Here is a 25,234-nt window from a genome sequence, read left to right as displayed (position 1 = left end):
TAGTCGCCACCGCCATAATAGGGTTTGAATTCAAAATAGAAGGTAGGCACCTTCTCAATTAGGATAACACACCATAAAACTTTTTAGACCAATGACGCTCTACCACCGTATTAATAGGAATACGTGGTAGCTCTTGTGCCTTAACTAAAGGAGCGGAAAGAAACAAAAATATTAAAGCAATGAATATATAGTTTACCTTTTTCATCTATCAGAAACTGTTTGTAGTTAAAAATACAAATTTTGTCATGTTTTACACGTCAAATCCATGTATGATAAGGGTATTTAACATTTTTTATAACAGTGGAGCTAAAAGTCTGCACAAGGAATCTAGCGCTCTTTTCCATGCGGGGCGGCTTTTCCAGGTCTTCAAGGTCATCAATTCTGCGTGCTGCTTATCCAATTCAAACTGCCGGGAGGCCTGTTTCGCAAAATCGGGATCTGAGATGACGGCAGCAATTTCATAGTTGATGTAAAAGCTTCTTATATCTAAGTTTACCGTCCCTACAAAAGCTAACTTGTCGTCAAAAACAGCGGTCTTGGCATGTAGAAAGCCCTTATTATAAAGATATACTTTCACGCCTCTCTCCAATAAGGGTTTCAAGAAAGAATAGGATGCATGATGTACCAGATACGAATCCGAATGCTTAGGGACCATAAGCTCCACCTGAACCCCGGAAGAAGCCGCAATGATCAAAGCTCTCTCCAACTCCTCACTCGGAATATAATATGGCGTACAGAGCTGTATCTTGCTGTTAGCTTCTCCGATGGCGATAAGTAAAGCTTCCATATTGTAAGGACCAAGTGAGGCCGGATCGCTGGACACAAAACCTACCCCTGCCGTCCCCTTCGTTTCCAGTCCTTTAAGATGCAGATATCCTTCTTCCAGGTTGAAGGATTCACCATCCGTCTGGTTCCATGAGTTCCAAAAGGAAATCTGCAGCAGATTTATGGCTAGTCCACGCACACGCACAGATGTATCCCGCCAATAGTTCTTCTTTTCCGCTGAATTAATATAGCGATCGGAAATATTGATTCCTCCAACATAGCCTATCATGCCGTCGATGACACATATCTTACGATGATTACGATAATTGGAATTAGCCAACGAGGTGAAAGTCACTGGCAGAAAGGCATGAAACTCAATCTTGGAATCTTTCTGCTTACACATATATTTCACCAAATCCGGAGAGCCGAAGCTGTCGACAATCAGGCGTACCTTCACTCCTTCCTCAGCCTTACGATTCAACAAATTCAAGACCTGACGCCCTATGGTGCCCAGCTCGAAGATATAATACTCCATATGAATGGAATGGCGCGCCGCAGCCAAATCCTCCAGCAGGTATTTAAACTTCTCTTCTCCGTTGATAAGCAGCTGTACCTCATTGTCCAAGGTGGGTGAAGAAAGCCTTTCCGTCTTCATCAGACGAAAAACTTTAGAAAGACCTCCTATCTCCTCGTGGATATCCTGGATGAAGGATTCCATCAAAGGATCGAGCTCCTTCCACTTCTTCTCCAGACGCAAGGCAAGCTTCTTATTTATACGCTTGATCTTTTTAACTTTGACAAATTTCTGGCCGAAGAAATAATAAAGAATAAGACCTAGGATTGGCAAGAAGATGATAACCAGTATCCACGCAACGGTTTTGGTAGGATTTCGATTTTCGATAAGAATAGCACTGATAACACCTACATACAAAACTAATAAAGGTACCCAATACCACTGCAGAATGAAATCAACAATAGGTTTTATCTCTTCAAGATGCATTGTCGCCACTATTCAGTTTTATAATTATTGCTTAAATATACAATAATATCGCGACGATGAGGAAATGATTAAAATAAGGTGTTTATTTTAAATTACACAACTTAAAAGTCCTGCCTTTGAGACAGGACTTCGTATTATCTTCCTTTTGGTCTGTGGGAGATAAAATGCGATTTGAGCTTATCCAAGCCAATATCTTCTTCTTCCTTGTCTATTTCGAAGAGCCATACTTTATCGTTGAGCATATCCACACGCTCTTTGGAGAGGATGAGGTCCATCGGTTTCACACGAAACTCCTTACTGATAGGCTGGGTCTGAGTCTGTTGCATACGCGTATGCCGTATTATCTGAAGATGAAAGGTAGGCCACTTTCCTACTGCAGAAAAGTTAGCAGTATAGAACTGGGCATAATCGTGCTTAGGTACCGAATTGGCAAAAATTCCTGTAGTCTTTGTTCCCGACATCTCCGAAACACTGACCAACAGCTCATAAGAAGTTTCGTTGATGATAAAAAATTTTGCCAGCCCATCTTTCTGTTCACCCGCCACACCGACGAAAATACCTTTATCCACAAATGGCATATTGGCCCTTGCAGGCACCTCATCAAGTTCGTCTTCTATCGTACGCATATTGCCATGCACCAACGTCACTTTACTCCGCAACACCGGAATTTCAAATCCCGTATCATCCGTCACTCCGATTATATCGTTGTCCTGAAAGGATGTAATATATCCTTCAATAGGTTCATCCACAAAACGGACTAAATCTCCAATCTTCAGATTCATCTTATTTATTAATTTGTCCTATAATATCTACTAATTTATCAACATCTGACCGATCGTTGTATATATGCAACCCGATCCTTATTCCTGTGCCTCGCGGAAAACACTTCACCCCACTTTCCAGCAGCTGCCCATAACATTCTGGATTGATTTGTATATTAATCAAAGCAGACCGACCCTTGCGTTTCTCTATTGCAGGCAGAAGCCACTTCCGCTCTTCAAACTTCTCATACGCATAGTTTGTAAGTTCGGTCAAATATTGTTGAATATTCTCCAATCCAAGTTCTTTCAAAAAGTGTACTGACTGTCCTAACGTACCATGACTCAAAGTATCTTGATGCCCCGGCTCGAAAAAGGTGTCCAAAATACTCTTCTTGGCCCACATGGATTCAGTAGGTCTTGGTCCCTCCTGCGCCTGCGCATACAATAAAGCTTTAACCCGATCGGAAACCATCATATAACCGTTGCCAAAACCTGCCATCATCCACTTATAGCCTGACCCTCCGACCACGTCAAAACCCGACTCTACGAAGCGGAATGGTTCCGTTCCTAAATACTGCGTTGCATCTCCAATAATAATAAGGGAAGGATTATCTGCCTTAAGCTGACGGATAAAAGGCAGCTCTACCTTCATACCGCTAATATATTGCACTATACTTAGTAGTAACACATCTACCTTTTCCTTGCGGACAACTTCAGCAATCCTCTCCTCAAGACACTCGTCCACCGGAACTTTTACATGGTCCAACCCTCGGCTGATTACAGGATAGTTTAAAGAAGGGTAATCGTCTTCCAGCAAAGCATACCGTAAACCTTTAGAAAGTCCGTTCAACAACGTATGCAGACCAAAAGAAAAGTTGGGCAACAAAAACAAATTGCCAACAGGACAATGGAACAAATCTCCAAATACCGCTTTAATATCTGCAATAAAAGCCCCCTGCTGATCCCGTAAATCGCCACGCACATCGAAAAAGGCAGATTCCCACTCTCTTCGCCATGAATAATGTTTGCGAGGCATAAGCCCATTGCTAGGCGTATTCACATAAAGGATATTTTCAGGAATATCGAAATAACTTTTGTAATCCATTGGGGATGTATTCTTGTTTGCTAAGCAAATTATAAAACACAGTGGAATATATCAATTTAGCTCCCATGGAAGCCAGATGAGCAGAATAAATCTGACAGTCTATAAGTTCTAGGTCGAAACTACGGCACAAATATATGAGTGCTGCCTTCGAAGCATTGGACACTCGGGAAAACATACTCTCCCCACAGAAGACCTTACCCACCAACACTCCGTATAATCCTCCTACCAGCTCTCCTTGCTGCCATACCTCTACACTATGAGCATACCCTTCCCGATGAAGTTCAATATATGCTTCTTGCATTTCATCTACTATCCAAGTGCCTTCTTGATCTTTACGTTCTATGTTCGCACAGTGACGAATGACCTGCTCGAAAGCTTTATTATAAGAAATGTCAAAAAGGTTTTGTTCTAAGATCTTGCACATGGATTTGCTCACCTTCACCTCCTGTGGATGCAGCACAAACCTGTCATGGGGAGCATACCAAAGTATGGGAGTCTCTTCAGAATACCAAGGGAAGATTCCCAAAGCATAGGCCTGCAGTAAACGCTCTATCCGTAAGTCTCCTCCTACAGCTAACAAGCCGTCCTCCTCCGCCAACCGCGGATCAGGAAATAATATGCTGTCTTCTTCCAACCTAAATATCATGACTAAAAAAGCCAGAATATTTATTCTGGCTGGTTATTGTTAGTGTCTTTATTGATCTCCGCAAACAACTTTTCAATATGCTCTACATATTCATTCGTATCATCAAGGAAAAACTCCAATTCCGGCACTATCCGAACCTGATGCTTTATCCTGTTGCCCAATTTATATCGGATCTCGCTGGCCTTAGCTTAATCAATTCTATATCTTCTCGTGCGGTTTTCGTGTTCAGAAAACTCAAATATATCCTAGCAATGGATAAATCCGGAGTAACACGAACCTTAGTCACCGTGATGAAAGCACCGGGAGCCCATGCATTACCCTCACGCTGAAATAAGTCCGCTAAATCCTGCTGTATCACGCCGGCAAATCGTTGTTGTCTCTTACTCTCCGTTCCCATAATTTTATTTTTTAGAGGTCAGACTCCATGTCTTACCACAAAGATACACATTTATTGTATTCTTTTCTGTGCCTATAAAAAAAGACTTGCCTCGGGGCTCGAGGCAAGTCTCTTAATTAGTCTAAAATAGTTTTATAATTGGATAGTAGAATATCTTTTTGAAGTTTTTAGACTTTACGGTCTATCATACTTTAGTGGTTTATCCTTTTGGTTATCCTTCTTGTGAGTAAACACTCACAAAGTTTCATTCTTCAATCTCCCTTTGTGCTACAAACATAATGAGTTAAAATGGATTACAAAAGAAAAAAATAAAAAAAAGTAAGCGCTCACTTTTTATGAACTCTCGTCCGGAAGTTCGATAATCTTACCTTTACCAAATTCGTTGGAATAAACTTTAATTAATACCCCTACTGAAGATAGAATCAATGGTCCGAAAATCAGCCCTAACATACCGAACATATTTAAGCCCAGCAGAACCCCGAAAACCGTAATTAGCGGTGGTACGTCACCCAAGGTCTTGAGAATCGTGAAGCGTAAAATGTTGTCAATTCCCCCTACTAGAATAAAGCAATAAATCAACAAGCCAATACCGTTGGCCGTCTGTCCGGCCGCTAATACTGTAATACATACGGGCACATAGATTGTCATTGTCCCCAATAAAGGCACTATAGAGGATATGCCGGTCAAAATTCCCAACAAGATAAAATTCTCAACACCGAACACCCAATACCCCAACATAGCTACCAAACCCTGACATAAACCCAAAATTGGAATACCTATGGCATTGGACTTCACCATCATTTCTACTTCACGCCATATCTCAATTTTACTTTTTTGAGAAAAAGGAATCGCTCTGCGAATATAATCTTCCATATTACGGCCATGCACCTGCATGAAGTAAAGAACAAACAACGTCACCAAAATATTAACAGCCACCTCTGCCACAGAATTTAACACACTTGGAATATATTTGGTGAGGCGCTGCAGAAAATTCATCAATGCTTCATCAGACATATCAATGTCTTTCAGCAAAGGCTTGTCCGACATATACGCTTTTACATTATTAAATTGCCTCACGATTTCTTGCGGATTGTTCAACACTTCCACAATCTGCCGTATCAGATACTCACCTATAGCCCATATGGGAGCAACAATGAAGACGATGGAAACAAAAATATAAAGTATACTTGCCAACGATTTATTCCATCGATACTTTTCCGTCAGCGTGAAATAGGAATTACGAAACAAAATATAAAGGGTTATAGCACCAAGAAAACCAGGTAAATAATACAGCAGGTTCTTAAAAATTAAGATACAAATCAATAGAATGATTAAAATCAGCATAATCTGATTAATCGGCGTATTATTTATCTGCTTTTGCTTCATAAAAATCAATGTATTTGTTTTAACTTCCTGACACTCAAAACCATCAATATAGCACTAATGAGCAATACAGCCCATCCCCACTTTAGTTGAATGGTCTTGGCCAACAATCCATCAACCAATTTCATACCGAAATAGTTGTTGATCTTAAAATATACAGCCACCAGACCTAACAGACACCATATTAGAAAACACCAACTCAACATTTGAAAAAGCTTGATATTGCGTAGCATGAATACTAATACCGTTACTCCCAAAAGTATCAGCGAAATAAAGAATAGACTGGTATCCGTCTGATATAAAGTCCAATTTCCCTTTATCGGAACCTTCAGAAAAGGGAACAAGAAAACCGACATAAGAGCTCCTGCCATCCCAGCAATCGCCACCTTCTTATTCAGAATATACATAGAATAAAGGTAATTTCCTGTCCTATAAACTGCAAAATTTTTTGCTTTTATTTTATAAGAATTTATCTATTTTTGCCAGCCGAAAGCCAAAAGCATTGATTGAAATACTGACTAATGTCATATTATAGATTTTGACTATATGACACGTGTCATATTTTGATTTTCAATCAAACATAACCAACTAATAACCAATAATTTAAATAAAACAAACAAAGCTATTTAGAGTCTTTCTAAATTTGCCTGTTTGACAGATTTTTGACAGAAGAACCAAGCTTTTAGGCTACATTTGCAACAGTTATTTGAGCTAGAAAGTTACAGCGTTGAAGAATTTAAAAGTTATAGCGTTTACCCATAAGCACGTTGACCTAAAAGATTTAGGCAATTTGGTCATCTGCAATGAAGAGCTGGACTCCAGATTAATCAATCTGAAAAATTCGTTAGATATTCCTGAAATCTTCTATATAGCGACGTGCAACCGTGTAGAGTTTGTCTTTTACGGTCCACATGAGCTTACAGATGACTTCATCGCCGATTTTATGCACAAGATGAATTTCTGTGTTCCCGCAGACAAACTTCAGTGCTATTTAGGTCAGGTAACCAAATATGCAGGTTTAGACGCTTTACATCACCTCTTCCGCATGTCTTGTTCTTTAGAGAGTCTTGTGGTAGGTGAAAAAGAAATTCTAGCTCAGGTACGTCGCGCCTACGAGAAATGCCGTGAAGCCGGATTTACAGGAGACTTCCTTCGCCTGATGATGGATAGACTGGTAAAAACCGCTAAAGAAGTTTATACCTACACCAACATTTCCCGCAACCCTATTTCTGTAGTGTCCCTAGCCTACCGTAAGCTTAAAGAAATTAAGCTGTCAGAAAACCCTCGCATCTTGGTTATAGGCTCTGGAGAAACAAACCAAAATTTCGCCAAATATTTAAAAAAGCATAAGCATTCCAATTTCGTCGTATTTAACCGTACTCTGGCCAATGCGCAAAAGCTTGCTGAAGAGTTGAGTTGCGAAGCCTTTCCGTTGAGCGAGCTAAGCAACTACAAAAAAGGATTCGACGTCATGATCACCTGTACAGGTGCCGCACACGCCATCATCGACAACAAGCTTTATCAAAGCCTCCTAAATGGAGAAACCGACAAGAAAGTCATTGTCGACCTAGCTATCCCTAACGATATCGACGCCGATGTGCTGGCAAACAACCCTGTGCATTATATAGAGGTAAGCGGTCTTCAGGCTATCGCCGAACGCAACATTCAGGAACGTTACAACGAACTGGAACACGCAGAAGCTATCATCCAAGAAAATATTAAAGAATTCCTTCCTATCGTCAAGCAGCGCCGCGTAGAAGTAGCCATGCGGGAAGTGCCTGACAAAATCAAGGAAATCCGACAAACAGCAATGAATGAAGTTTTTGCGCAAGACCTCAACAAACTAGACCCTCAAGCAAGAGAAGTTCTTGAAAAAGTCATCAACTACATGGAAAAAAAATATATTAAAGTTCCTATGGTGATGGCCAAAGAAATCCTTGTCAAAAACTTGGAGCTAGAAAAAAACTAGTCCATCCTATTCTTGCTACAAAAGTACTTTATTCTGACACTAAAGAGCCGGAAAGTTGTTCATTTTGGCTAAATTTGTAACGTTTATTCATAACGTAATTTAGTCTCAGTGAAACAGAAAATTAATCATCGGAACCAGAGGAAGTCAGCTTGCACTATGGCAGGCCAACTTCATTAAAGATAGATTAGCCGAAATCGGCATAGAAGCCGAACTTAAAATTATCAAGACACAAGGCGATATCATACAACACCTACGTTTAGATAAATTGGAAGGAAAAGGCTTTTTCACCAAAGAGCTGGAAGAAGAGTTGCTTTCCGGACAGATCGACCTTGCTGTTCACTCACACAAAGATTTACCTACCATCAATCCTCCGGGACTTATCATCGCCGCCGTGTCAGAGCGTGAAGATCCATCGGAGATCATCATCATCCACAAAGACTGTGTCGACGTGACTAAACGTCTTTCGCTGAAACACAATGCCACCGTAGGCACTTCATCCAACCGACGCAAAGCGCAGCTGCTTTCCGTACGCCCGGACTTAGAATTTGAAGACCTGCGCGGAAACCTGCAGACACGTATCCAAAAGCTGCGCGACGAACAATACGACGCCATAGTCCTTGCCAAAGCTGGAATTACGCGTATTGAGATGGACCTCTCCGACTTCCATATCGAAGAGATAGCACCTGTAGAGATTATCCCTGCTCCTGCTCAAGGTGTGTTGGCCGTACAAATACGTGAAACGGACAAAGAACTTTACAACATCTTACAACAAATCAACGATGAAGAGGTGGCAAAAACTATTTCCGTGGAGCGTAAGGTATTGAACATGTTTGACGCCGGCTGCCACGCCCCTCTAGGTTGCTACTGTCGCAAAAGAAACGGAAAATACGAAGCATGGGCCTCCATAGCAGAAACTAGCGACGACTTTCCTGACCGCGTATACGTACAGTCCGACACTCCAGAAGGTATGGCCGAAAAGATATTTGAAAAATATCGTAAAGACCGTAAACTTCCTTCTTCTGTATTCATCTCTAGAGAACTGGACGACAACTCCTATCTAAGCAGATTCCTTAAAAAACACAATATAACAGATAGATGCACGTTCGCTGATCAAGATTTTCCCAACCATCAACACGTTGGATTCTTTTATCCTGAAACGTGCAGACTGGATTTTCTTTAACAGCAAAAATGCAATAGAACATTTCTTCAAGCTTAATCCATTGATTCTGAAGAAAACAAAAATAGGAGTACTCGGAAGAGGCTCGGAATCCACACTCCGCAAATTCGGTAGAGTGGCAGACTTCTCAGGAGATGACCTAGGAATAAGCACCGAAGAGATAGCCAAAGAATTTGCTAAAACCGTAGACGGTCAGACTGTACTTATTCCGAGAGCCAAAGGCTCTTTGATGACCATACAGAAAGCCCTTACTCCGGAAACAAAAGTTATCGACATGCCTATCTATGAAACTGTGTTGGAAGAAAATGTCGATAAGACTAATGCCGAAGTATTAATATTTACCAGCCCTAGCAACGTACAAGCTTACTTCGCCAACAATTTGGCAGAGCCAGGACAACAGATTATCTGTATCGGGACCTCCACAGCCAAAGTGATAGAAGAGATGGGACTAAAATACACTTTACCTTTCTCTCCAGACGAAATGGGACTGGCAGAAGCTATTTTTGGATTAGAGTATAAATAATAAACATTAGCCATTTCTCGACGAAATGACTTTAACATAATATCAAACAAAATGTTAAAACGTCCTAGAAGAAACCGAAAATCCGCTGTCATTCGTGACATGGTTCAAGAGACGCATTTGTCGCCTTCTAATCTAATTTTTCCTTTGTTCATCATCGAAGGAAATAACGTAAAGGAAGAGGTAAAATCTATGCCTGGCATTTATCGCTATTCCATCGACAACCTGCTGAGAGAGGTGGAAAGTTGTATGAAGTTAGGGCTGAAAGCATTCGACCTATTCCCTGCCGTAGAGGAATCGCTGAAAGATAAATACGCCACAGAAAGTTACCGCGAAGGAACACTGTACCTACGCGCCATCGAGGCGGTAAAGAAAAATTTTCCGGAAGCATGCGTCATCACCGACGTAGCATGGACCCTTATAGCTCGGACGGCCATGACGGCATCGTCGAAAATGGAGAAATCTTAAACGACGAAACTCTGGAAGTCTTGGGCAAAATGGCATTGGCCCATGCCAAAGCAGGGGCCGACATCATCGCCCCTTCGGATATGATGGACGGCCGTATAGGTTATCTACGTAACCTATTGGACGAAAACGGCTTTACTAACGTTTCACTCATGTCGTACACCGCAAAATATGCATCTGCCTTCTATGGCCCTTTCCGCGATGCACTAGGCTCCGCCCCGAAAAAAGGGGAATAAAAAAACCTAATCAGATGAATCCCGCAAACAGTAGAGAGGCTCTTATCGAAGCACAGCTGGATACCGAAGAAGGAGCTGACTTCCTAATGGTAAAACCGGGACTTCCTTATTTGGATGTGATTAAATTGTTGCACGACAATTTTGAATTGCCTATCGCAGCATACAACGTTTCGGGCGAATATGCGATGTTGAAAGCAGCTATCGCTAACGGATGGTTGTCAGAAGCCGCCATTATGGAAACTTTACTAAGCTTCAAACGTGCCGGTGCTACTTCTATCCTTACCTACCACGCAAAAGAAGTTTTAGAAAAAGGCTGGCTGAAATAGTTTTAATCTAATTATAAAATACCAGCGCCCTATCAAAAAATAGGCGCTGGTGCTTTATACTCTTCTTTTATCGTCATCTTTCTTAAAAGATTAAATACTCATTACCTCTAGAAAACAAGAGTTTGCCGACAATATATTTAAATCCTAAACGATTGATTTTATTTTGATAATAATATTGTGCAATCTATTCAGTACCCCTATCAAAACAATATTGACAGAATAATGAGGTGTAAATTAAGATTTATTGAATAACTTCGCATCATATTATACGTAACAATGAAAGCACAAGATATATCAAGAGAAAAGTCGGCTGAACTTTTCGAAAAGGCAAAAAAGTATTTTCCGGGGGGAGTGAATTCTCCTGTCAGAGCTTTTAAATCCGTTTATGGCACTCCTTTGTTTATTGAAAAAGGAGACAAAGCCCATTTGTGGGATGCCGACGGCAATGAATTTATAGACTTTTGCTGTTCTTGGGGTCCTCTTATCCTAGGTCATAACCACCCTGCCATCCGTGAGGCTGTACAAGCACAGCTCGGCAAGGGACTCAGCTTCGGCGCCCCTACCCTCTTGGAAAACGAGTTAGCAGAACTTATCCTTTCCAACAATAAATATATTGAGAAAATACGTTTTGTAAGCTCCGGAACGGAAGCCGTAATGTCGGCTATCCGCCTTGCTAGAGGATATACCAAACGTGATAAGATTGTAAAATTCGAAGGCTGTTACCACGGACACTCGGACTCCTTATTAGTAAAAGCAGGCTCGGGATTGGTAACTTTCGGAGAAACCTCATCTGCCGGGGTCCCTAAAGCCTTCGCCGATGAAACCATCGTCATCAGTCTTAACGACAAAAAAGCTTTAGAGCAAGTATTTGTGGACTTCAAAGACCAGATCGCAGCTGTCATCATTGAAGGTGTTCCTGCCAACAACGGCTTGCTCATTCAGGATAAAGAATATATCCATTTCTTAAGAGAAATAACAAAAGCCCATGGCACACTGTTGATTTTCGACGAAGTCATCACAGGATTCAGACTAGGCTTCGAAGGGGCAGCAAAATACTACGATATACAGCCGGACATCATCACCTACGGAAAAATCATCGGAGGCGGCATGCCGGTAGGTGCTTACGGTGCTTCAGCTGAGATTATGTGTAACATCTCTCCCGACGGAGCTGTCTACCAAGCTGGTACACTCTCTGGCAACCCCGTGGCCATGGCTGCCGGTATCGCTGCTTTACAGGTCCTAGCACAACCCGGCTTCTACGAAAAGTTAGAGAAAACCACACAACAGTTCGTAGAAGAAATACGCAGCTTCGTGACAGAAAAAAATTATGAGGTAAAAATTTTCACTGTAGGATCTATCTTCTGGTTTGCCTTCACCGCACAGGAGAAAATCCAATCTGCCGAGCAGATCGACCCAGCCTCCATGGAAAAATACAAAGTCATGCATCGCGAACTGCTAAACAGAGGAATTTACTTCGGACCTTCAGGCTATGAGGTTGGCTTCATCTCAGCAGCACATACCGAAGAAGATCTTAACAAGGCTGTTACAGCTATTAAAGAGGCATTGATGGTAGTATTTGAGGGATAAAAAAATTATTCTTCATATGTGGCAATATTTTTGTTCTATCGTTTTAAACTATAATACAACTTTATTGTCATACAGATAAATGCTATCTAACTAAAACAATTTTATATGAAAAAAATATTATTAGCCATAGCCATAGCAAGTGCTTCTTTGGTAACATTCAACTCGTGTACGAAAGAATATATTACCAACTATCTTCCGGGAGTTAGTTACGTATATACGATTAAATCTAATCAATGGTCGCAAAGCGAACCCCGCGTATTCAAGTACGAACAAAATATGCCAGATTTGGATGCCCGCTATTTTGAAGATGGTCACGTATCGGTGGCTATATCGTATGACAGTGACCCTAACACCTACGAACTGCTGCCGGCAACCATCGGAAACTATATCTTCACGGCAAACTATTCTATAGGAAAAGTAAGAATTTTTGCGGAATACAGAGGCACTGGAACTCCGGTTCCTCCGACAGATATGATTACCAAAATCGTATTGACGGACGCTGAAATTGGAAATTAACGTAAGGAGGCTAGGCCTCCTTTTTTTGTTCCCTCACTTCCTTTAGCAAGCAAAGTTCATTCTTCTAGAACATTTTGCCCGATTATTCGTTTTATCATTATCGAATAAGTATCTTTAAAAATATCTACATCCAAACCTAATGAGTGAGGCAGCAAAAATTCTTAACTGCGAAAGAAGAACCTATACATCTGTGCGGAAAAATTCAGGAACTTTGGCTATCTTTTGGTTTTCAACTTTGATAGGCAAATGTATCGCCATTAGTGAAAATTGCCGCAGATGGTTACCGTTGGACCTTCCTGCGGCCATGCAGCTCAAAATACATGACTTCCTAGGATTTATCTATCAGGAGACGGGCGTAAAAATCGAAAGCCTCGACCTATCTCACATAAGCCGTTCTCCTCTAACCTTCAAAACGCATCTCCATGGAGAATGCTTTCAGCTTACCATTTACATTCACAACGATCTATTATTCTTGGAGTTCGAAAAGAACGAAAGTATAGTCATAGAGTTAAGCCAGTTGAATGAATTTCAACGCAACTTTGATTTCAGCGACAACATATGGCAGACGCTGTGTGAAAACATATATAGGATTATAGGATTTGACCGCATCATGGTATATCAGTTTCTGGAAGACAGCAGCGGCATTGTCATCGCTGAAAAGAAAACCATCCAAGAGGAATCTTTGCTTGGCTATCGTTATCCAGAATTTGACATTCCGCAGCAGGCTAGAAAGCTCTACCTGAAGAATCTTGCCCGCCAAACACCGGATATCCATGCCGATACTGTCCCACTCTTTGGGGCTGAGCCTACACAGATAGACTTATCCAAATCACAAATACGGGCACTCTCCCCAATCCATCTGCAATATCTCCACAATTTTGGGGTACGTGCCAGCGCCAGTTTTTCCATAGTCATAGATGATAAGCTTTGGGGCTTGGTGGCCTGCCAGAACATTACACCAAAATTTATTCCATACGACAGAAAGAGCTTATGTCTTTTTGTAACACATTATGCCGCCACCAAATATTTGGTGGAACAGCAACGAATAAAAATAGAAGACGATCAAAAGATTAAGGAAATTGAGCTCGAACTTAAAGAAAGGTTGGTCTTTAACAGCTCCATAGAGAAGACGTTGAAAGAATTTGCCAAGCCGTTTATGCAGGCAATCCCCTCTTCAGGTTTAATTATCCGTTCACCGGATTTTGTCACTCGTTATGGTGAGACTCCCAGCGACTACCTGTTGGAAGAAATTCATGCAGAAATCAACAGCAGGATTGGTGATGAAAACATCTTTACCTCACATGCTTTCTCCTTACCCAATAACAAAAAAACAGACAACAGCAACTGGACAGGTGTCGCCAGAATAAGTTTTGATAAGGAGCACGATTACGCTATATATTGGTTTAGAAAAGAAATCCTTACGGAAGAGAAATGGGCGGGAATACCGGAAAAACATCCCATCTTTTCCGAAGAAAAAAATGCCTACATCTATTCGCCACGCACCTCCTTTCAGCTATGGAAAAAACAAGGTAAAAGGCCAATCCGAAAGATGGAGTACGTTTGACATTAACTTTTTGACAAGAATCCATAAGTTGATCCAAGATTCTTTGCTTCGCAAGATGAACGAAGTAAAAAGACTCAACGAACGGTTAATAGAAGCCAATAACAAGTTGGAAACCTACACCCATCAGCTAGCTCACGACATCAGAAATCCATTGTCCATTATCAAGACATCAGCCCAATTCATCTAATGCTAAGCAAGACCTTACGTCGAGACTTCTTAGGCAAGTTTTCAAAAAATATTGCTGAAGCTGCTGATCTAATCAACAGCATCATCGACAAAACCATTGAATCCACCAAGGAATCTGCCAATATCCTTTCCTATGAGGTGGTTACTACCGAAACCTTCATCCATCAGATCATTCAGCAAGCTGTACAGCGCTACGGCGTGAAAAACTACGAAGTAATCTTGGGCGACCTGCTACCCGTCTATGGAGAGAAAACCTTGCTGTATCAACTTTTCATGAACCTCATCAATAATGCAATCAAGTTTAGTAGCAAAAAAGATACAGCTATATTGGAAATCTACAGCAAAACGGAAGACAACAATACCATCTATTATATAAAAGATAACGGTATAGGAATCGCCGAAACAGAAAAAGAAAACCTTTTCGGCATGTTTAAAAGATTATCGAATGCGAATGAGTTTGAAGGAAGTGGCGTAGGTATGGCTATAGTAAAACGTATAATAGACAAGCTACATGCTAACATCGAGTTTCAAAGTAAAGTAAATGAAGGCACCACATTCAAAATCGCTTTTCCCAATGAATAACCAAATATTAAAACAACAAACACAAGGGTTTCACGACAAGATCGAACAGATCATGCATGCAGACCTTCTCTTCAAGAACCGGTTTACCCGTGAACATTACAAACAACTTATTACACATTCGTACAGGTACATAACAGCAGTACTTCCCAAAGTAAAAGACGACTGGAAAGATCTTAGTAAGCTACTCCTACAAAAGCAGCAGGCCCTGCTTGTTGACCTTAAGCATCTTCACGTCGAAGAAGTCTCTTCTTCATTAGCTATAAACGCCACAAGTTCCTATTACAAGCTTGGTATGATATATATCGTCTTAGGGGCTATGTTGGGTAACAAGATAATTTTGAATAAACTGAAACAATACCCCGAATTCGAAGGATATCCTTTTGCTTATCTGTCTGAGCACCAAGAGCAGCTTTCCTCTCTTTGGAAAGACTTCCAGACATTAATCAACAGTTTAGATTCAGGCCAGCTGCAAGAGGTTATCCGTGGAGCGAAAGATGGCTATCTTCTTTTCGGCCAACAGTAAGCTATCCCAATAATGTTTTGGCATGAGCTAATGCCGCCTCACCCGGATTAACACCACTCAGCATCTGTGCGATTTCTAGGACACGCTCTTCAGGCTTTAACAACACAATATTGGAACGGGTTTTGTCTTCCTTGTCTTCCTTGTAAACTTTGAAATGGGAAGTTCCCTTGGAAGCAATCTGTGGCAAATGCGTTATGGCAATGACCTGCATATTGTGTGCAAGACGCTGCATCACCTCTCCCATTCGCAATGCTACTTCGCCAGAAATACCGGTATCTATCTCATCGAAGATGATGGTCGGCAATGACGAATTCTGAGCAACCAAAGATTTTATAGCCAGCATGACCCGCGACAACTCGCCTCCCGATGCTACTTTGTGTATAGGCTGTAATGTCTGACCTTTATTCGCTGAAAAAAGGAACTGCACAGCATCAAACCCTCGTGGAGAAGCTTTCTCCATATTTTGGAAGTCTAATGAAATGCTAAGCCGTGCATTAGGCATTCCCACCGTAGTGAGCGTCTGCTGTACAAAATCTACCACCTGAGGCACCACAGCTTTTCTGTTGTCATGAATCTGCTTCGCCAAAGTCATCACTTTGTCCTTCTGCTCCGTAAGCTGCTTCTCCAACTCGGCCATAATATCGTCATGATTTAGTACTGCCTGAAGCTTCTGTTCGAGAATGTCTCTTATCTGAAGCAGCTCGCCCTCACTATCCACCCTATGTTTCTTCATGACACTGTACAGCTCGCTGAGACGCGCCGACACTTCATCCAAACGCTGCTGATCTAACATCACAGCCTCTTCCTGTTGTGCTATCTCCGATGCAATATCTTTGATTTCTATATAGGTACTCTGAAGACGTTGCGCCAACTCCTCTGCCCCCGAAAAATAACGGGCAGCCTGCTGTATTTGCTGCACACTTTCCTTCAGCATCGACAGTACATTCTGCTCGCCTTCTGACAGCAAAAAAGAAGAGGATACCAACGATCTCTTGATCTCTTCTGCATTTTCCAGCTGCTGCTGCTCTTCTTCCAGCGACTGCACCTCTCCTTCCTTAATATCGAGGCGTTCAAGCTCTTCAAACAAAAATTGATTATAATCCAGCTCTGCACTTGCTACTCGCGACTCCTCTTTCAGAGTCTTCAACCTTCTTTCTGTCTGACGCAAGATATTCAGTTCCTTTCTGTAGGTAGTAAGGAGATCTTCCTGCTCAGCTAATGCATCCAACACAAGCAATTGGAATTCCTCGGTGTTAATCTGCAAGGTGGCATGCTGTGAATGGATATCTATTAACTTCTCTCCCAATGCTTTCAGTATAGTCAGATTCACCGGGGAGTCATTGACAAAAGCTCTGGATTTTCCGTCTACCGATAGCTCCCGGCGTATAATAGTCTCATCATCGTATTCCAGATCGTTTTCCTCAAAAAAACCTTTGAGATCATATGAAGAAATAGAAAAGTAACCCTCTATCACGCATTTCTTCTCTTCATTAAAAAACTGCTTTCCTTCGGCCCTATTTCCAAGTACCAACCCCAAAGCTCCCATAAGTATAGACTTTCCGGCACCAGTCTCCCCTGTGATAATATTCAATCCTTTATCAAAAGAGATATCCAAATTATCTATTAAGGCGTAGTTTTTAATTAGTAATCGTGATAGCATAGAAGAATATGTTGTTTCTAGAGAAATACAAACTCAAATATAGGCATAAGATTTAGGTTTGAAAACCACAAAAAATTCTCATTAATGCCGAAAAGTAATATGTTTGTAGGATAATGCCGGATTTCAGCAAACAGTTAAGCAAATATATTCCTGAGCAGGCCGCCCCTATCATCTCACAATGGATCAACGATACGGCGTGCAGGTTTAAGGTCACGCGAAGCCGCAGCAGCAAGCTGGGGGACTACCGCGCTCCATTTCGTGGCTCCCCGCATCAGATTACGGTAAACCACGACCTTAACCCTTACGCTTTTCTGCTGACAACTATCCATGAGTTTGCCCACCTGAAAACCTATCAGGACCATAAACACCGGGTAAAACCGCATGGCCCAGAATGGAAAAACAATTTTAAATGCTTAATACAGTCTTTTCTTCAGCTCAACATCTTTCCGAGCGATGTCGTGGAGGCTATCCATCAATACATGAATAATCCGGCGGCCTCTTCCTGCACGGATGTGAACCTCTACCGTGTGTTGAAGCGCTACGACAACAATATCACGGAAGCCATACATGTGGAAGACCTTCCTATTGACGCAGTCTTCCAATTAAAAAACGGTCGTACGTTTAGGAAAAAGGAAAAACATGCGAAAACGTTACAAATGTATCGAGCTGGCTACCAACAAGGTATATCTCTTCCACCCTATTGCGGAAGTATTTCTTCCGAAAGAAAATTTAAGGGATTAAAAATCTGCATTTTAAATTGTATTTTTATTAACCCGAAAACTTAAGTACAATATGAATAAAATATTAGCCTTTTCTTGTGTCCTCAGTCTGGGCTTGTTTTCCTGCAAGCAACAGACCTCCATGTACGACCCCAACACCTTGGACAGTGCGGCCTTAGAGGCCATCACCGAAACCTCGTACAAAGCCCATATAGCAACACTGGCTTCAGACGAATTTATGGGACGTAAACCTTTTACCAAGGGTGACACTCTTACAGTAAACTATATAGCAGAACAGTTCAAAGCCTTAGGACTGGAACCAGGCAATGGCGATTCTTACTTCCAAGAAGTGCCAATGGTAGAAATTACCTCTCAGCCTGCGTCTCCAACCCTCACCTTCAACGGTAAAAATGGCAATGTCTCAGTCCGTCATCTGGATGATTTCGTCATCGGAACAAGAAAGCTAAAGGATAACATTAATATCGAAAATACGGAACTAGTATTTGCCGGCTTCGGTATTGTCGCTCCCGAATACAACTGGAACGATTACGAAGGTCTTGACGTCAAAGGGAAAACCGTCGTTGTCCTCGTGTCCGACCCTGGTCGTTATGACAAAAACCTTTTCAAGGCGGATACCATGACCTATTACGGACGTTGGAGCTACAAATTTGAAGAAGCGGGCCGTCAAGGGGCAACAGGAATATTATTGATCCATGAAACGGCAGCGGCAAGCTATGGGTGGGATGTGGTACGTTCAGGCTGGTCGGGACCTCAGCTGGACCTACAAACAAACGACCAAAGCAAAATGCCGGAATTCGAAGGCTGGATAACCCTAGAAACCGCAAAGAAATTATTTAAAATCGGAGGACTAGAGGAAAATATCATGGAACAAGCCAAAAAGCCGGGCTTTAAAGCTGTTCCTATGAATATCACCACAGCCGTAGCATTAAACAATAAGTTTAGACATTCCAAATCCAACAACGTTATCGCTCGTATCCGAGGAACTAAACGCCCCGACGAAACTATCATCTATACTGCTCATTGGGATCATCTAGGTGTAGGAGAACCTGTAAACGGAGATTCCATCTACAATGGCGCTATAGATAATGCCGCCGGTGTTGCTGCGCTCTTTGAGCTAGCCAAAGCTTTCAAAGCCGCTAAATATCAACCGGAACGTTCCATAGTATTTATTGCGCTGACAGCAGAGGAAGAAGGACTGTTAGGGTCAGCATACTACGCCGACAATCCTATATATCCACTAAACAAAACTGTGGCAAACCTCAATATGGATGCATTCAGTCCATTAGGCGCCACCAAAGATGTTTCTATAGTAGGAATAGGACAAACCGAAATTGAAGACTATGTCCAACGCTCGGCAGCAAAATTTGGACGTACCGTAGCAGGAGAGCGCAATCCTACCTCCGGCGGGTTCTACCGATCTGACCATTTCAACTTTGTCAAAAAAGGTGTTCCGGGACTGTTTATGGGCTCAGGATCCGAGTTGATATCTACAGATTCTATAGCCATCGAGAAACGTAGAGCTGCCCTGTCCGGCCGATATCACAAACCGCAAGATGAACTGGACGAAAACTGGGATTTCGAAGGAATACTAGCAGATATACGTCTTTTCTTTGACATAGGCTATACCATGAGCCATGAAACAACTTTCCCAAAGTTCAAAGCTAAATCCGAATTTAGAGATCTAGGAGAAAAACGACTTTCAAAATAGTACTTTTGTAAACCATTAAACTCAAAACCATATGTTAACAGGCATGAAACATTTACATTCGACTTTGGCTATCATCCTTTTGGTAGCTTTAGTAATTTCTATCATCATTACGGCAGTGAACTATTTCCAGGCAAAACCATATAACAGGAAAATCGCACTATTCGGCCTAATGGCAGGACATATACAGCTGTTGGTAGGCTTGGTGCTTTATTTTACCTCTCCTCTAGGCCTACAAAGCTTCTCAGGAGAAAACATGAGCAACAGCTTGGCGAGACTTTATTTCTTAGAGCATCCGCTTACTATGGTACTGGCGTTGATCCTGATTACCGTAGGTTATAGCAAAGCCAAAAAAGCTGAAGACTATGCCGCCAACAGAACCGTGTTTTTCATGTACACTATCGCCCTTATCCTTATCCTTACAAGAATACCATGGTCTACATGGTCATTGCTTAACTAATAAAAAATGCTCTTCGCTGAAGAGCATTTTTTATTTAATTGAATACTACAACCTTATCTTTAGGATATTTGACCATATACGTGAATCGATAGGTCTTTGTTTCCTTAGGCTTTAGTTCTACCTTCCACAGCAGCTCTCCCCTTTCCTTTTCTACCTGTGCTCCACCATTATCCACGAGATTTATTTCAATAGATTTATCTGTCGAAACAGGGGATTGATCTTTCAATATTAATTGGATTGGAGAAGATTTATTGTTTCTGACCTGTATATCATAGGTAAAAATCTGTCTTTTGCTACCTCCACTCACTTGAGAGCTTTTCTCGTCCATGAGGCGCCCCCTTTTTATAACGATGGACTTATCCCTTCCCATAGTAAGTTTCAAGGTGTCAGAAATCACTGCCGGATCAATATAAGAAGTGCCGACAAACATATTTTCAAAAATTATATTTGCCTCTCCACGGAGGAGATTAAGCTTCTCGAAATCAGAAACCTCGGCCACCAAGTATACCTCTCTATCCATCTTAGGCACAGCATAATACGTGTAAACCGCCGGTAGAGTAAATTCTTTCAACGTGACGCTGTGCTCCCGGCCATCCGACAAAATATCGTAAGGCACATCAATATCGAAGGTTGTACTAAGTTGATTGACAACCATGTTCGCCACAGGAGAAATAATTTCTTGTTGCACTGCCGTCTCTGCCGTATGCTGCGGACTCACTGCCTTCTTTTGTAGATTGTTAATACCTGAGGCGCTTCCTACCGGTATCTCCTCGACTGGTATATAATATTGTGCATAGCTAGGCTTAAGCTCTGGCGCTGTACCTCCCCGGGTTGGAGTTCCCGTAGACAAAGTGAGCTTCACCTTCTTCCAGTCCACTCCTGTGTTTTGGACTACCTTCGCTTTATACAGCCATCGAAGAGGCGAAGTAATGGATTGACTGCGAAGTTCATAATAGGCTTTCCAGCTGGCAGCAGAAGTAATATAGGAAAGTCCTAGCTCTCCTTGCACAGCCTTAGCATTGTAGAGCTGTAGCACCAATTGCGCCCCACTGCCGGTATACATACGCATCTTCTCTTTGATACGGTCTATATTTTTATTCTCTACAATTATACTTTTACGCAAGGCATCCAAAGCACTATTAAGCTCTACAACTTTTGTTTGATAGTAATCCACCAGACGGGTGAGATCTCCTATAGAGACAGCTGTGCTTCCTCCTAACAATTTGTCGTTGTTGAGAAGGTTAAGAGCCCCTTGTGTAGCCTTCTGTTTATGCAGCATCGCGTCTCGCCTAGCCGTATAGACCTCTAAACTATCTTGGAGCTTCCTATGTTCAGGATGAAAGATTTCCCGCTCTTCCGCACGGCTCTGCGATACGGATAGTATTGTGATACCTTCAGGTCCTGACACCTGCACACTATTTAGGTCAATGCCTTCCGCTAACATTTTGGATATACAGCATCACCGACCCTCTATCCATTTTCAGGGGAACACGGCTGTTGACCTCCGCCCCATTCGTAAATACAGTAACCTCATCTATGGCGGCTATACCGCTGACCTTCTCCTGCGCGTAAATCTGCTTGCCGACCAACAAAAAAAAGGGCTAAGCTCCAAGCTCGTACCCCATACGTATTAAGTTTATTCACGGCTATATCCATTATCGTTATGATTAAATTTAAATAAATTTTAATAAAGTTGTTTTAGTAAGATGTATCGAAGAGTCATTTTTCATAAATTGCTTTAGAATTAATCGAATAATTTGTTGAGGTAGATATACAAATTTCATTAACTTTACCAGAACAAAAATTGTATAATCAAATCAAAATGAGTGCAGATATTAATAAACTTGAACAATTAGCATCACAAGTAAGACGCGACATCGTGCGTATGGTACACGGTTGTCAATCAGGACACCCGGGAGGTTCGTTGGGTTGTACAGACTATTTCGTAGCTCTTTACTTCCACGCCATGAAACACAATCCATCTTTCAACATGGATGGCATCGGTGAGGATATTTTTTTCCTATCAAACGGACATATCTCTCCGGTTTTTTATAGCACATTAGCTAGAGCAGGATATTTTCCGGTGAGTGAATTGGCTACTTTCCGTAGAATAGACAGCCGCCTACAGGGACACCCTACTACGCACGAAGGCTTACCAGGTGTACGCATTGCTTCAGGTTCATTAGGTCAAGGTCTTTCAGCAGCAATCGGTGCCGCACAAGCCAAAAAGTTAAACAATGATAACAGTCTGGTATACGTGTTGATGGGAGATGGTGAATTACAGGAAGGACAAATTTGGGAGGCTGCCATGTATGCTCCGCACAACAAAGTGGACAACCTTATTGCTGCAGTGGATTACAATGGCGCTCAGATAGACGGTCCTACAAACCAAGTGTTGTCACTAGGTAACTTACGTGCTAAGTGGGAAGCTTTCGGTTGGGATGTATTGGAAATCGAAAAAGGTAACGACATGGCTTCAGTAGTTGCCGGCCTTGATGAAGCGAAAGCACGCTCAGGCAAGGGTAAACCTGTTGTCATCTTACTACATACACAAATGGGTTACGGTGTGGACTTTATGATGGGAACACACAAATGGCATGGTGTAGCGCCTAACGATGAACAGTTGGCTAGTGCCTTAGAACAATTGAAAGAAACATTAGGCGATTATTAAAAGATTGTTAGACATTAGTTAGCAAAAAGGGACAACGACGCCATACAGCGCGTCAGCAGCTCATATCACAGTTTAGAATACAATGAAAAAATATACATACACAGAATCTAAAGATACACGTTCGGGTTTCGGTGCCGGTTTATTAGAAGCAGGAAGACAGAATGAAAATGTCGTAGCACTTTGTGCCGACCTTGTAGGCTCATTGAAAATGGATGCCTTCATCAAAGAATTTCCGGAACGTTTCTTCCAAGTAGGAATTGCAGAAGCCAACATGATGGGTATCGCTGCAGGTCTTACCATTGGCGGCAAAATTCCTTTTACAGGAACTTTCGCAGAATTCTCTACGGCACGTGTATACGATCAGATCCGTCAATCTATAGCGTACTCACACAAAAACGTAAAGATCTGTGCTTCTCACGCAGGACTTACCTTAGGAGAAGACGGTGCTACACACCAAACATTGGAAGATATAGGCTTGATGAAAATGTTGCCGGGCATGGTGGTTATCAATCCTTGTGACTATAATCAAACCAAAGCAGCTACCATTGCCATCGCACAATATGAGGGACCAGTATACCTACGCTTCGGACGTCCTGTAGTGCCTAACTTCACTCCTGCCGACCAGACGTTCCAAATCGGAAAAGCTGTTATGCTCAACGAAGGTAAAGATGTTACCATCATCGCTACAGGCCACTTAGTATGGGAAGCAATCAAGGCGGGTGAAGAGCTCGAAAAATTAGGTATCGATGCAGAAATCATAAACATCCACACCATTAAACCTTTAGATGAAGAAGCTATCTTAGCTTCTGTAAAAAAGACTGGATGTGTAGTAACTGCCGAAGAACACAACCGCATCGGAGGTCTAGGAGACAGCGTAGCTCAAGTGTTGGCTAAGAATCTTCCTACTCCTCAAGAATATGTAGCTGTAGACGATTCTTTCGGTGAGTCGGGAACACCTGCTCAGCTGATGGAAAAATACGGCTTAAATGCAGCTAGCATCGTCGCGGCAGCACAAAAAGTTATTAGCAGAAAAAAATAATAAATGGAAGACGCGCAAATCATAGCTATGTTTGCCGAAGAAAGCACGCGTGAAGCGGCTTTCAAACATTTGTTGAAGAAATATCAACAGAAAATATATTGGCACGTCAGACGCATGGTCATCGATCACGACGATGCGGATGACGTGACCCAAGATATTTTTGTCAAAGTGTGGCGCAACTTAGACAAGTTCAGAGAAGACTCACAGCTTTATACCTGGCTGTATCGCATCGCCACCAACGAATGCATTACCTTTCTGAATAAGAAAAAGCAGAAACAGAATGTATCGCTGGACGATGAGAGCTCCTCGTACTTGTCTGAGACGCTCGCGGACGGAGCCTACTTCAATGGAGATAAAGCACAGATGAAGCTGCAACAGGCCCTGCTGACCCTTCCCGAAAAACAACGTCTGGTATTTAACATGAAATATTTCGAAGATCTGAAATACGAAGAAATATCTGACATTTTGGGAACTAGCGTGGGAGCCCTCAAAGCTTCTTACCATCTGGCCGTGAAAAAGATAGAGCAATTTTTTAACAGTAACGATTAAACCTTCGGTTGGAAAAGTCATCTATATTTACACCATGAAGGAGAAAAACACATATAATGAAGCTTTAGGAGGCAACAATCTGCCAGATTCATTGCGTGTGAATCCTTTTACTGTTCCAGAAAATTTCTTCGACGATCAAGCTCGTTCTATCATAAGCCAGATTGACATCGAAAAGGCAGCAAAAGCACACGATAAGGAACCTTTTACCGTTCCTGAAGGTTATTTCGAAACATTAGAAGACCGTATTTTCACAAAGATTAAAGAAGCTGACCTAAAAGATAAAGTACCTACTGATGGTTTTGCCGTGCCTGCTGCTTATTTTGACAACTTGACACAAGATATAGAAGCACGCATAGCGGAAGAAAAGCTCAAAACTGTCGTTCCTTCATTGGCATATAAAGTTCCTGAAAATTATTTCGAAGAAGCAGAAAATGATATTTATGCGAAAATATACGAATTAAAGCTTCGCGATAGTATTGGCACCACAGACGGCTTTGCCGTGCCGGAAAACTATTTCGAAGAATCGGCCGCAGCTATCGAAGCAAACATACATGCCGAAAAGTGGATGAAAACTTTGGGCAAAGAAACACCATATACGGTACCTGTAGGCTACTTCGAAAAATCGGCAGACGCAATATTGGCCAAGACGATTGGAGCGGACAAGCAAGAGACACCGGTACGCACGCTGCCTTCACGCCGTAT

Annotated in this window: 23 protein-coding genes and 3 pseudogenes; 16 read left to right on the top strand and 10 right to left on the bottom strand. The window is 41.9% G+C overall.

Features of this window, described 5'->3' with window-relative positions:
• Nucleotides 1-292 precede the first annotated feature (292 nt).
• The 7 genes and pseudogenes from cls to SD31_RS05125 form a co-directional block, all read right to left on the bottom strand.
• Nucleotides 293-1,765: a cardiolipin synthase gene (cls, locus tag SD31_RS05155; protein WP_039053357.1), complete on the bottom strand. Its 1,473-nt coding sequence runs from the start codon at nt 1,763-1,765 to the stop codon at nt 293-295.
• A 134-nt stretch (nt 1,766-1,899) separates the two neighbouring features.
• Nucleotides 1,900-2,547 carry a hypothetical protein gene (locus SD31_RS05150; protein ID WP_039053356.1) on the bottom strand — a complete coding sequence of 216 codons (648 nt, stop codon included), beginning with the start codon at nt 2,545-2,547 and terminating at the stop codon, nt 1,900-1,902.
• Between the two features lies 1 nt (nt 2,548).
• Nucleotides 2,549-3,631: an aminotransferase class V-fold PLP-dependent enzyme gene (locus SD31_RS05145; RefSeq protein WP_039053355.1), complete on the bottom strand. Its 1,083-nt coding sequence runs from the start codon at nt 3,629-3,631 to the stop codon at nt 2,549-2,551.
• Complete coding sequence (aat, locus tag SD31_RS05140; protein ID WP_052258678.1) at nt 3,600-4,277, bottom strand: leucyl/phenylalanyl-tRNA--protein transferase; 678 nt, start codon at nt 4,275-4,277, stop codon at nt 3,600-3,602. The genes SD31_RS05145 and aat overlap by 32 nt, the downstream gene beginning before the upstream one ends.
• A gap of 20 nt (nt 4,278-4,297) precedes the next feature.
• Nucleotides 4,298-4,674, bottom strand: a pseudogene (rbfA, locus tag SD31_RS05135) (30S ribosome-binding factor RbfA).
• Between the two features lie 333 nt (nt 4,675-5,007).
• Nucleotides 5,008-6,018 (bottom strand): AI-2E family transporter, encoded by a 1,011-nt coding sequence (locus SD31_RS05130; protein ID WP_231561195.1) that lies wholly within the window; start codon nt 6,016-6,018, stop codon nt 5,008-5,010.
• A gap of 47 nt (nt 6,019-6,065) precedes the next feature.
• On the bottom strand, nt 6,066-6,464 hold the full coding sequence (locus tag SD31_RS05125) for a hypothetical protein (RefSeq protein WP_039053353.1): 399 nt from the start codon (nt 6,462-6,464) through the stop codon (nt 6,066-6,068).
• Nucleotides 6,465-6,784: 320 nt separating this feature from the next.
• Here SD31_RS05125 and hemA point away from each other — a divergent pair, with 320 nt between their 5' ends.
• The 9 genes and pseudogenes from hemA (at nt 6,785) to SD31_RS05085 (ending at nt 15,708) form a co-directional block, all read left to right on the top strand.
• On the top strand, nt 6,785-8,026 hold the full coding sequence (gene hemA, locus SD31_RS05120; protein WP_039053352.1) for a glutamyl-tRNA reductase: 1,242 nt from the start codon (nt 6,785-6,787) through the stop codon (nt 8,024-8,026).
• Between the two features lie 124 nt (nt 8,027-8,150).
• Nucleotides 8,151-9,726, top strand: a pseudogene (hemC, locus tag SD31_RS05115) (hydroxymethylbilane synthase).
• 51 nt (nt 9,727-9,777) lie between these two features.
• Nucleotides 9,778-10,750 (top strand): annotated as a pseudogene (hemB, locus tag SD31_RS05110) (porphobilinogen synthase).
• 276 nt (nt 10,751-11,026) lie between these two features.
• The gene (gene hemL / locus SD31_RS05105) at nt 11,027-12,337 is read left to right on the top strand and encodes a glutamate-1-semialdehyde 2,1-aminomutase (RefSeq protein ID WP_039053351.1); all 1,311 of its coding nucleotides are present in this window, start codon (nt 11,027-11,029) and stop codon (nt 12,335-12,337) included.
• A gap of 105 nt (nt 12,338-12,442) precedes the next feature.
• Nucleotides 12,443-12,853, top strand: coding sequence for a hypothetical protein (locus SD31_RS05100; protein ID WP_039053350.1), 411 nt, complete (start codon nt 12,443-12,445; stop codon nt 12,851-12,853).
• A gap of 139 nt (nt 12,854-12,992) precedes the next feature.
• Nucleotides 12,993-14,417, top strand: a complete 1,425-nt coding sequence (locus SD31_RS05095) for a GAF domain-containing protein (protein ID WP_039053349.1) — start codon at nt 12,993-12,995, stop codon at nt 14,415-14,417.
• A 10-nt stretch (nt 14,418-14,427) separates the two neighbouring features.
• Nucleotides 14,428-14,604: a hypothetical protein gene (locus SD31_RS16490; protein ID WP_156138216.1), complete on the top strand. Its 177-nt coding sequence runs from the start codon at nt 14,428-14,430 to the stop codon at nt 14,602-14,604.
• Nucleotides 14,604-15,185 carry a sensor histidine kinase gene (locus SD31_RS05090; RefSeq protein ID WP_039053348.1) on the top strand — a complete coding sequence of 194 codons (582 nt, stop codon included), beginning with the start codon at nt 14,604-14,606 and terminating at the stop codon, nt 15,183-15,185. Before SD31_RS16490 ends, SD31_RS05090 begins: the two co-directional genes overlap by 1 nt.
• Complete coding sequence (locus SD31_RS05085; protein ID WP_039053347.1) at nt 15,178-15,708, top strand: biliverdin-producing heme oxygenase; 531 nt, start codon at nt 15,178-15,180, stop codon at nt 15,706-15,708. Before SD31_RS05090 ends, SD31_RS05085 begins: the two co-directional genes overlap by 8 nt.
• 1 nt (nt 15,709) lies before the next feature.
• Here SD31_RS05085 and recN read toward each other — a convergent pair whose 3' ends face one another.
• The gene (gene recN, locus SD31_RS05080) at nt 15,710-17,368 is read right to left on the bottom strand and encodes a DNA repair protein RecN (RefSeq protein ID WP_039053346.1); all 1,659 of its coding nucleotides are present in this window, start codon (nt 17,366-17,368) and stop codon (nt 15,710-15,712) included.
• Between the two features lie 113 nt (nt 17,369-17,481).
• Between recN and SD31_RS05075 the strand changes: the two genes are divergently transcribed.
• From SD31_RS05075 to SD31_RS05065, 3 genes are read left to right on the top strand one after another with little or no spacing between them, the layout of a single operon-like run.
• The gene (locus SD31_RS05075) at nt 17,482-18,153 is read left to right on the top strand and encodes a sprT domain-containing protein (RefSeq protein WP_316929763.1); all 672 of its coding nucleotides are present in this window, start codon (nt 17,482-17,484) and stop codon (nt 18,151-18,153) included.
• 7 nt (nt 18,154-18,160) lie between these two features.
• Nucleotides 18,161-19,816 carry a M28 family metallopeptidase gene (locus SD31_RS05070; protein WP_039053345.1) on the top strand — a complete coding sequence of 552 codons (1,656 nt, stop codon included), beginning with the start codon at nt 18,161-18,163 and terminating at the stop codon, nt 19,814-19,816.
• Between the two features lie 43 nt (nt 19,817-19,859).
• Nucleotides 19,860-20,273: a hypothetical protein gene (locus SD31_RS05065; protein WP_039053359.1), complete on the top strand. Its 414-nt coding sequence runs from the start codon at nt 19,860-19,862 to the stop codon at nt 20,271-20,273.
• Nucleotides 20,274-20,307: 34 nt separating this feature from the next.
• On the opposite strand, the gene SD31_RS05060 is transcribed toward SD31_RS05065, so the two are convergent.
• Nucleotides 20,308-21,717: a DUF4139 domain-containing protein gene (locus tag SD31_RS05060; RefSeq protein ID WP_052258677.1), complete on the bottom strand. Its 1,410-nt coding sequence runs from the start codon at nt 21,715-21,717 to the stop codon at nt 20,308-20,310.
• Nucleotides 21,698-21,865 (bottom strand): hypothetical protein, encoded by a 168-nt coding sequence (locus tag SD31_RS16485; RefSeq protein ID WP_156138215.1) that lies wholly within the window; start codon nt 21,863-21,865, stop codon nt 21,698-21,700. The genes SD31_RS05060 and SD31_RS16485 overlap by 20 nt, the downstream gene beginning before the upstream one ends.
• 230 nt (nt 21,866-22,095) lie before the next feature.
• Between SD31_RS16485 and SD31_RS05055 the strand changes: the two genes are divergently transcribed.
• The 4 genes from SD31_RS05055 to SD31_RS05040 form a co-directional block, all read left to right on the top strand.
• Nucleotides 22,096-22,944, top strand: coding sequence for a transketolase (locus SD31_RS05055; protein WP_039053344.1), 849 nt, complete (start codon nt 22,096-22,098; stop codon nt 22,942-22,944).
• Nucleotides 22,945-23,026: 82 nt separating this feature from the next.
• The gene (locus tag SD31_RS05050) at nt 23,027-23,983 is read left to right on the top strand and encodes a transketolase family protein (protein ID WP_039053343.1); all 957 of its coding nucleotides are present in this window, start codon (nt 23,027-23,029) and stop codon (nt 23,981-23,983) included.
• A 3-nt stretch (nt 23,984-23,986) separates the two neighbouring features.
• Nucleotides 23,987-24,532 (top strand): RNA polymerase sigma factor, encoded by a 546-nt coding sequence (locus tag SD31_RS05045; RefSeq protein WP_039053342.1) that lies wholly within the window; start codon nt 23,987-23,989, stop codon nt 24,530-24,532.
• Between the two features lie 34 nt (nt 24,533-24,566).
• A partial coding sequence (locus SD31_RS05040) for a hypothetical protein (protein WP_052258676.1) occupies nt 24,567-25,234 on the top strand: 668 nt, incomplete at its 3' end.

The organism is Sphingobacterium sp. T2, assembly GCF_000814685.1.
Classification (GTDB): Bacteria; Bacteroidota; Bacteroidia; order Sphingobacteriales; family Sphingobacteriaceae; genus Sphingobacterium; species Sphingobacterium thermophilum.
Note: the sequence above shows the minus strand (reverse complement) of the source record. Positions and strands in the feature narration are given on the sequence as shown.

Bases quoted from the DNA above. Each gene is read 5' to 3' on its own strand.
- cls (WP_039053357.1), bottom strand. From the start codon at position 1,765: ATGCATCTTGAAGAGATAAAACCTATTGTTGATTTCATTCTGCAGTGG.
- SD31_RS05150 (WP_039053356.1), bottom strand. From the start codon at position 2,547: ATGAATCTGAAGATTGGAGATTTAGTCCGTTTTGTGGATGAACCTATT.
- SD31_RS05145 (WP_039053355.1), bottom strand. From the start codon at position 3,631: ATGGATTACAAAAGTTATTTCGATATTCCTGAAAATATCCTTTATGTG.
- aat (WP_052258678.1), bottom strand. From the start codon at position 4,277: ATGATATTTAGGTTGGAAGAAGACAGCATATTATTTCCTGATCCGCGG.
- SD31_RS05130 (WP_231561195.1), bottom strand. From the start codon at position 6,018: ATGCTGATTTTAATCATTCTATTGATTTGTATCTTAATTTTTAAGAAC.
- SD31_RS05125 (WP_039053353.1), bottom strand. From the start codon at position 6,464: ATGTATATTCTGAATAAGAAGGTGGCGATTGCTGGGATGGCAGGAGCT.
- hemL (WP_039053351.1), top strand. From the start codon at position 11,027: ATGAAAGCACAAGATATATCAAGAGAAAAGTCGGCTGAACTTTTCGAA.
- SD31_RS05100 (WP_039053350.1), top strand. From the start codon at position 12,443: ATGAAAAAAATATTATTAGCCATAGCCATAGCAAGTGCTTCTTTGGTA.
- SD31_RS05095 (WP_039053349.1), top strand. From the start codon at position 12,993: ATGAGTGAGGCAGCAAAAATTCTTAACTGCGAAAGAAGAACCTATACA.
- SD31_RS05090 (WP_039053348.1), top strand. From the start codon at position 14,604: ATGCTAAGCAAGACCTTACGTCGAGACTTCTTAGGCAAGTTTTCAAAA.
- SD31_RS05085 (WP_039053347.1), top strand. From the start codon at position 15,178: ATGAATAACCAAATATTAAAACAACAAACACAAGGGTTTCACGACAAG.
- recN (WP_039053346.1), bottom strand. From the start codon at position 17,368: ATGCTATCACGATTACTAATTAAAAACTACGCCTTAATAGATAATTTG.
- SD31_RS05075 (WP_316929763.1), top strand. From the start codon at position 17,482: ATGCCGGATTTCAGCAAACAGTTAAGCAAATATATTCCTGAGCAGGCC.
- SD31_RS05070 (WP_039053345.1), top strand. From the start codon at position 18,161: ATGAATAAAATATTAGCCTTTTCTTGTGTCCTCAGTCTGGGCTTGTTT.
- SD31_RS05065 (WP_039053359.1), top strand. From the start codon at position 19,860: ATGAAACATTTACATTCGACTTTGGCTATCATCCTTTTGGTAGCTTTA.
- SD31_RS05060 (WP_052258677.1), bottom strand. From the start codon at position 21,717: ATGTTAGCGGAAGGCATTGACCTAAATAGTGTGCAGGTGTCAGGACCT.
- SD31_RS05055 (WP_039053344.1), top strand. From the start codon at position 22,096: ATGAGTGCAGATATTAATAAACTTGAACAATTAGCATCACAAGTAAGA.
- SD31_RS05050 (WP_039053343.1), top strand. From the start codon at position 23,027: ATGAAAAAATATACATACACAGAATCTAAAGATACACGTTCGGGTTTC.
- SD31_RS05045 (WP_039053342.1), top strand. From the start codon at position 23,987: ATGGAAGACGCGCAAATCATAGCTATGTTTGCCGAAGAAAGCACGCGT.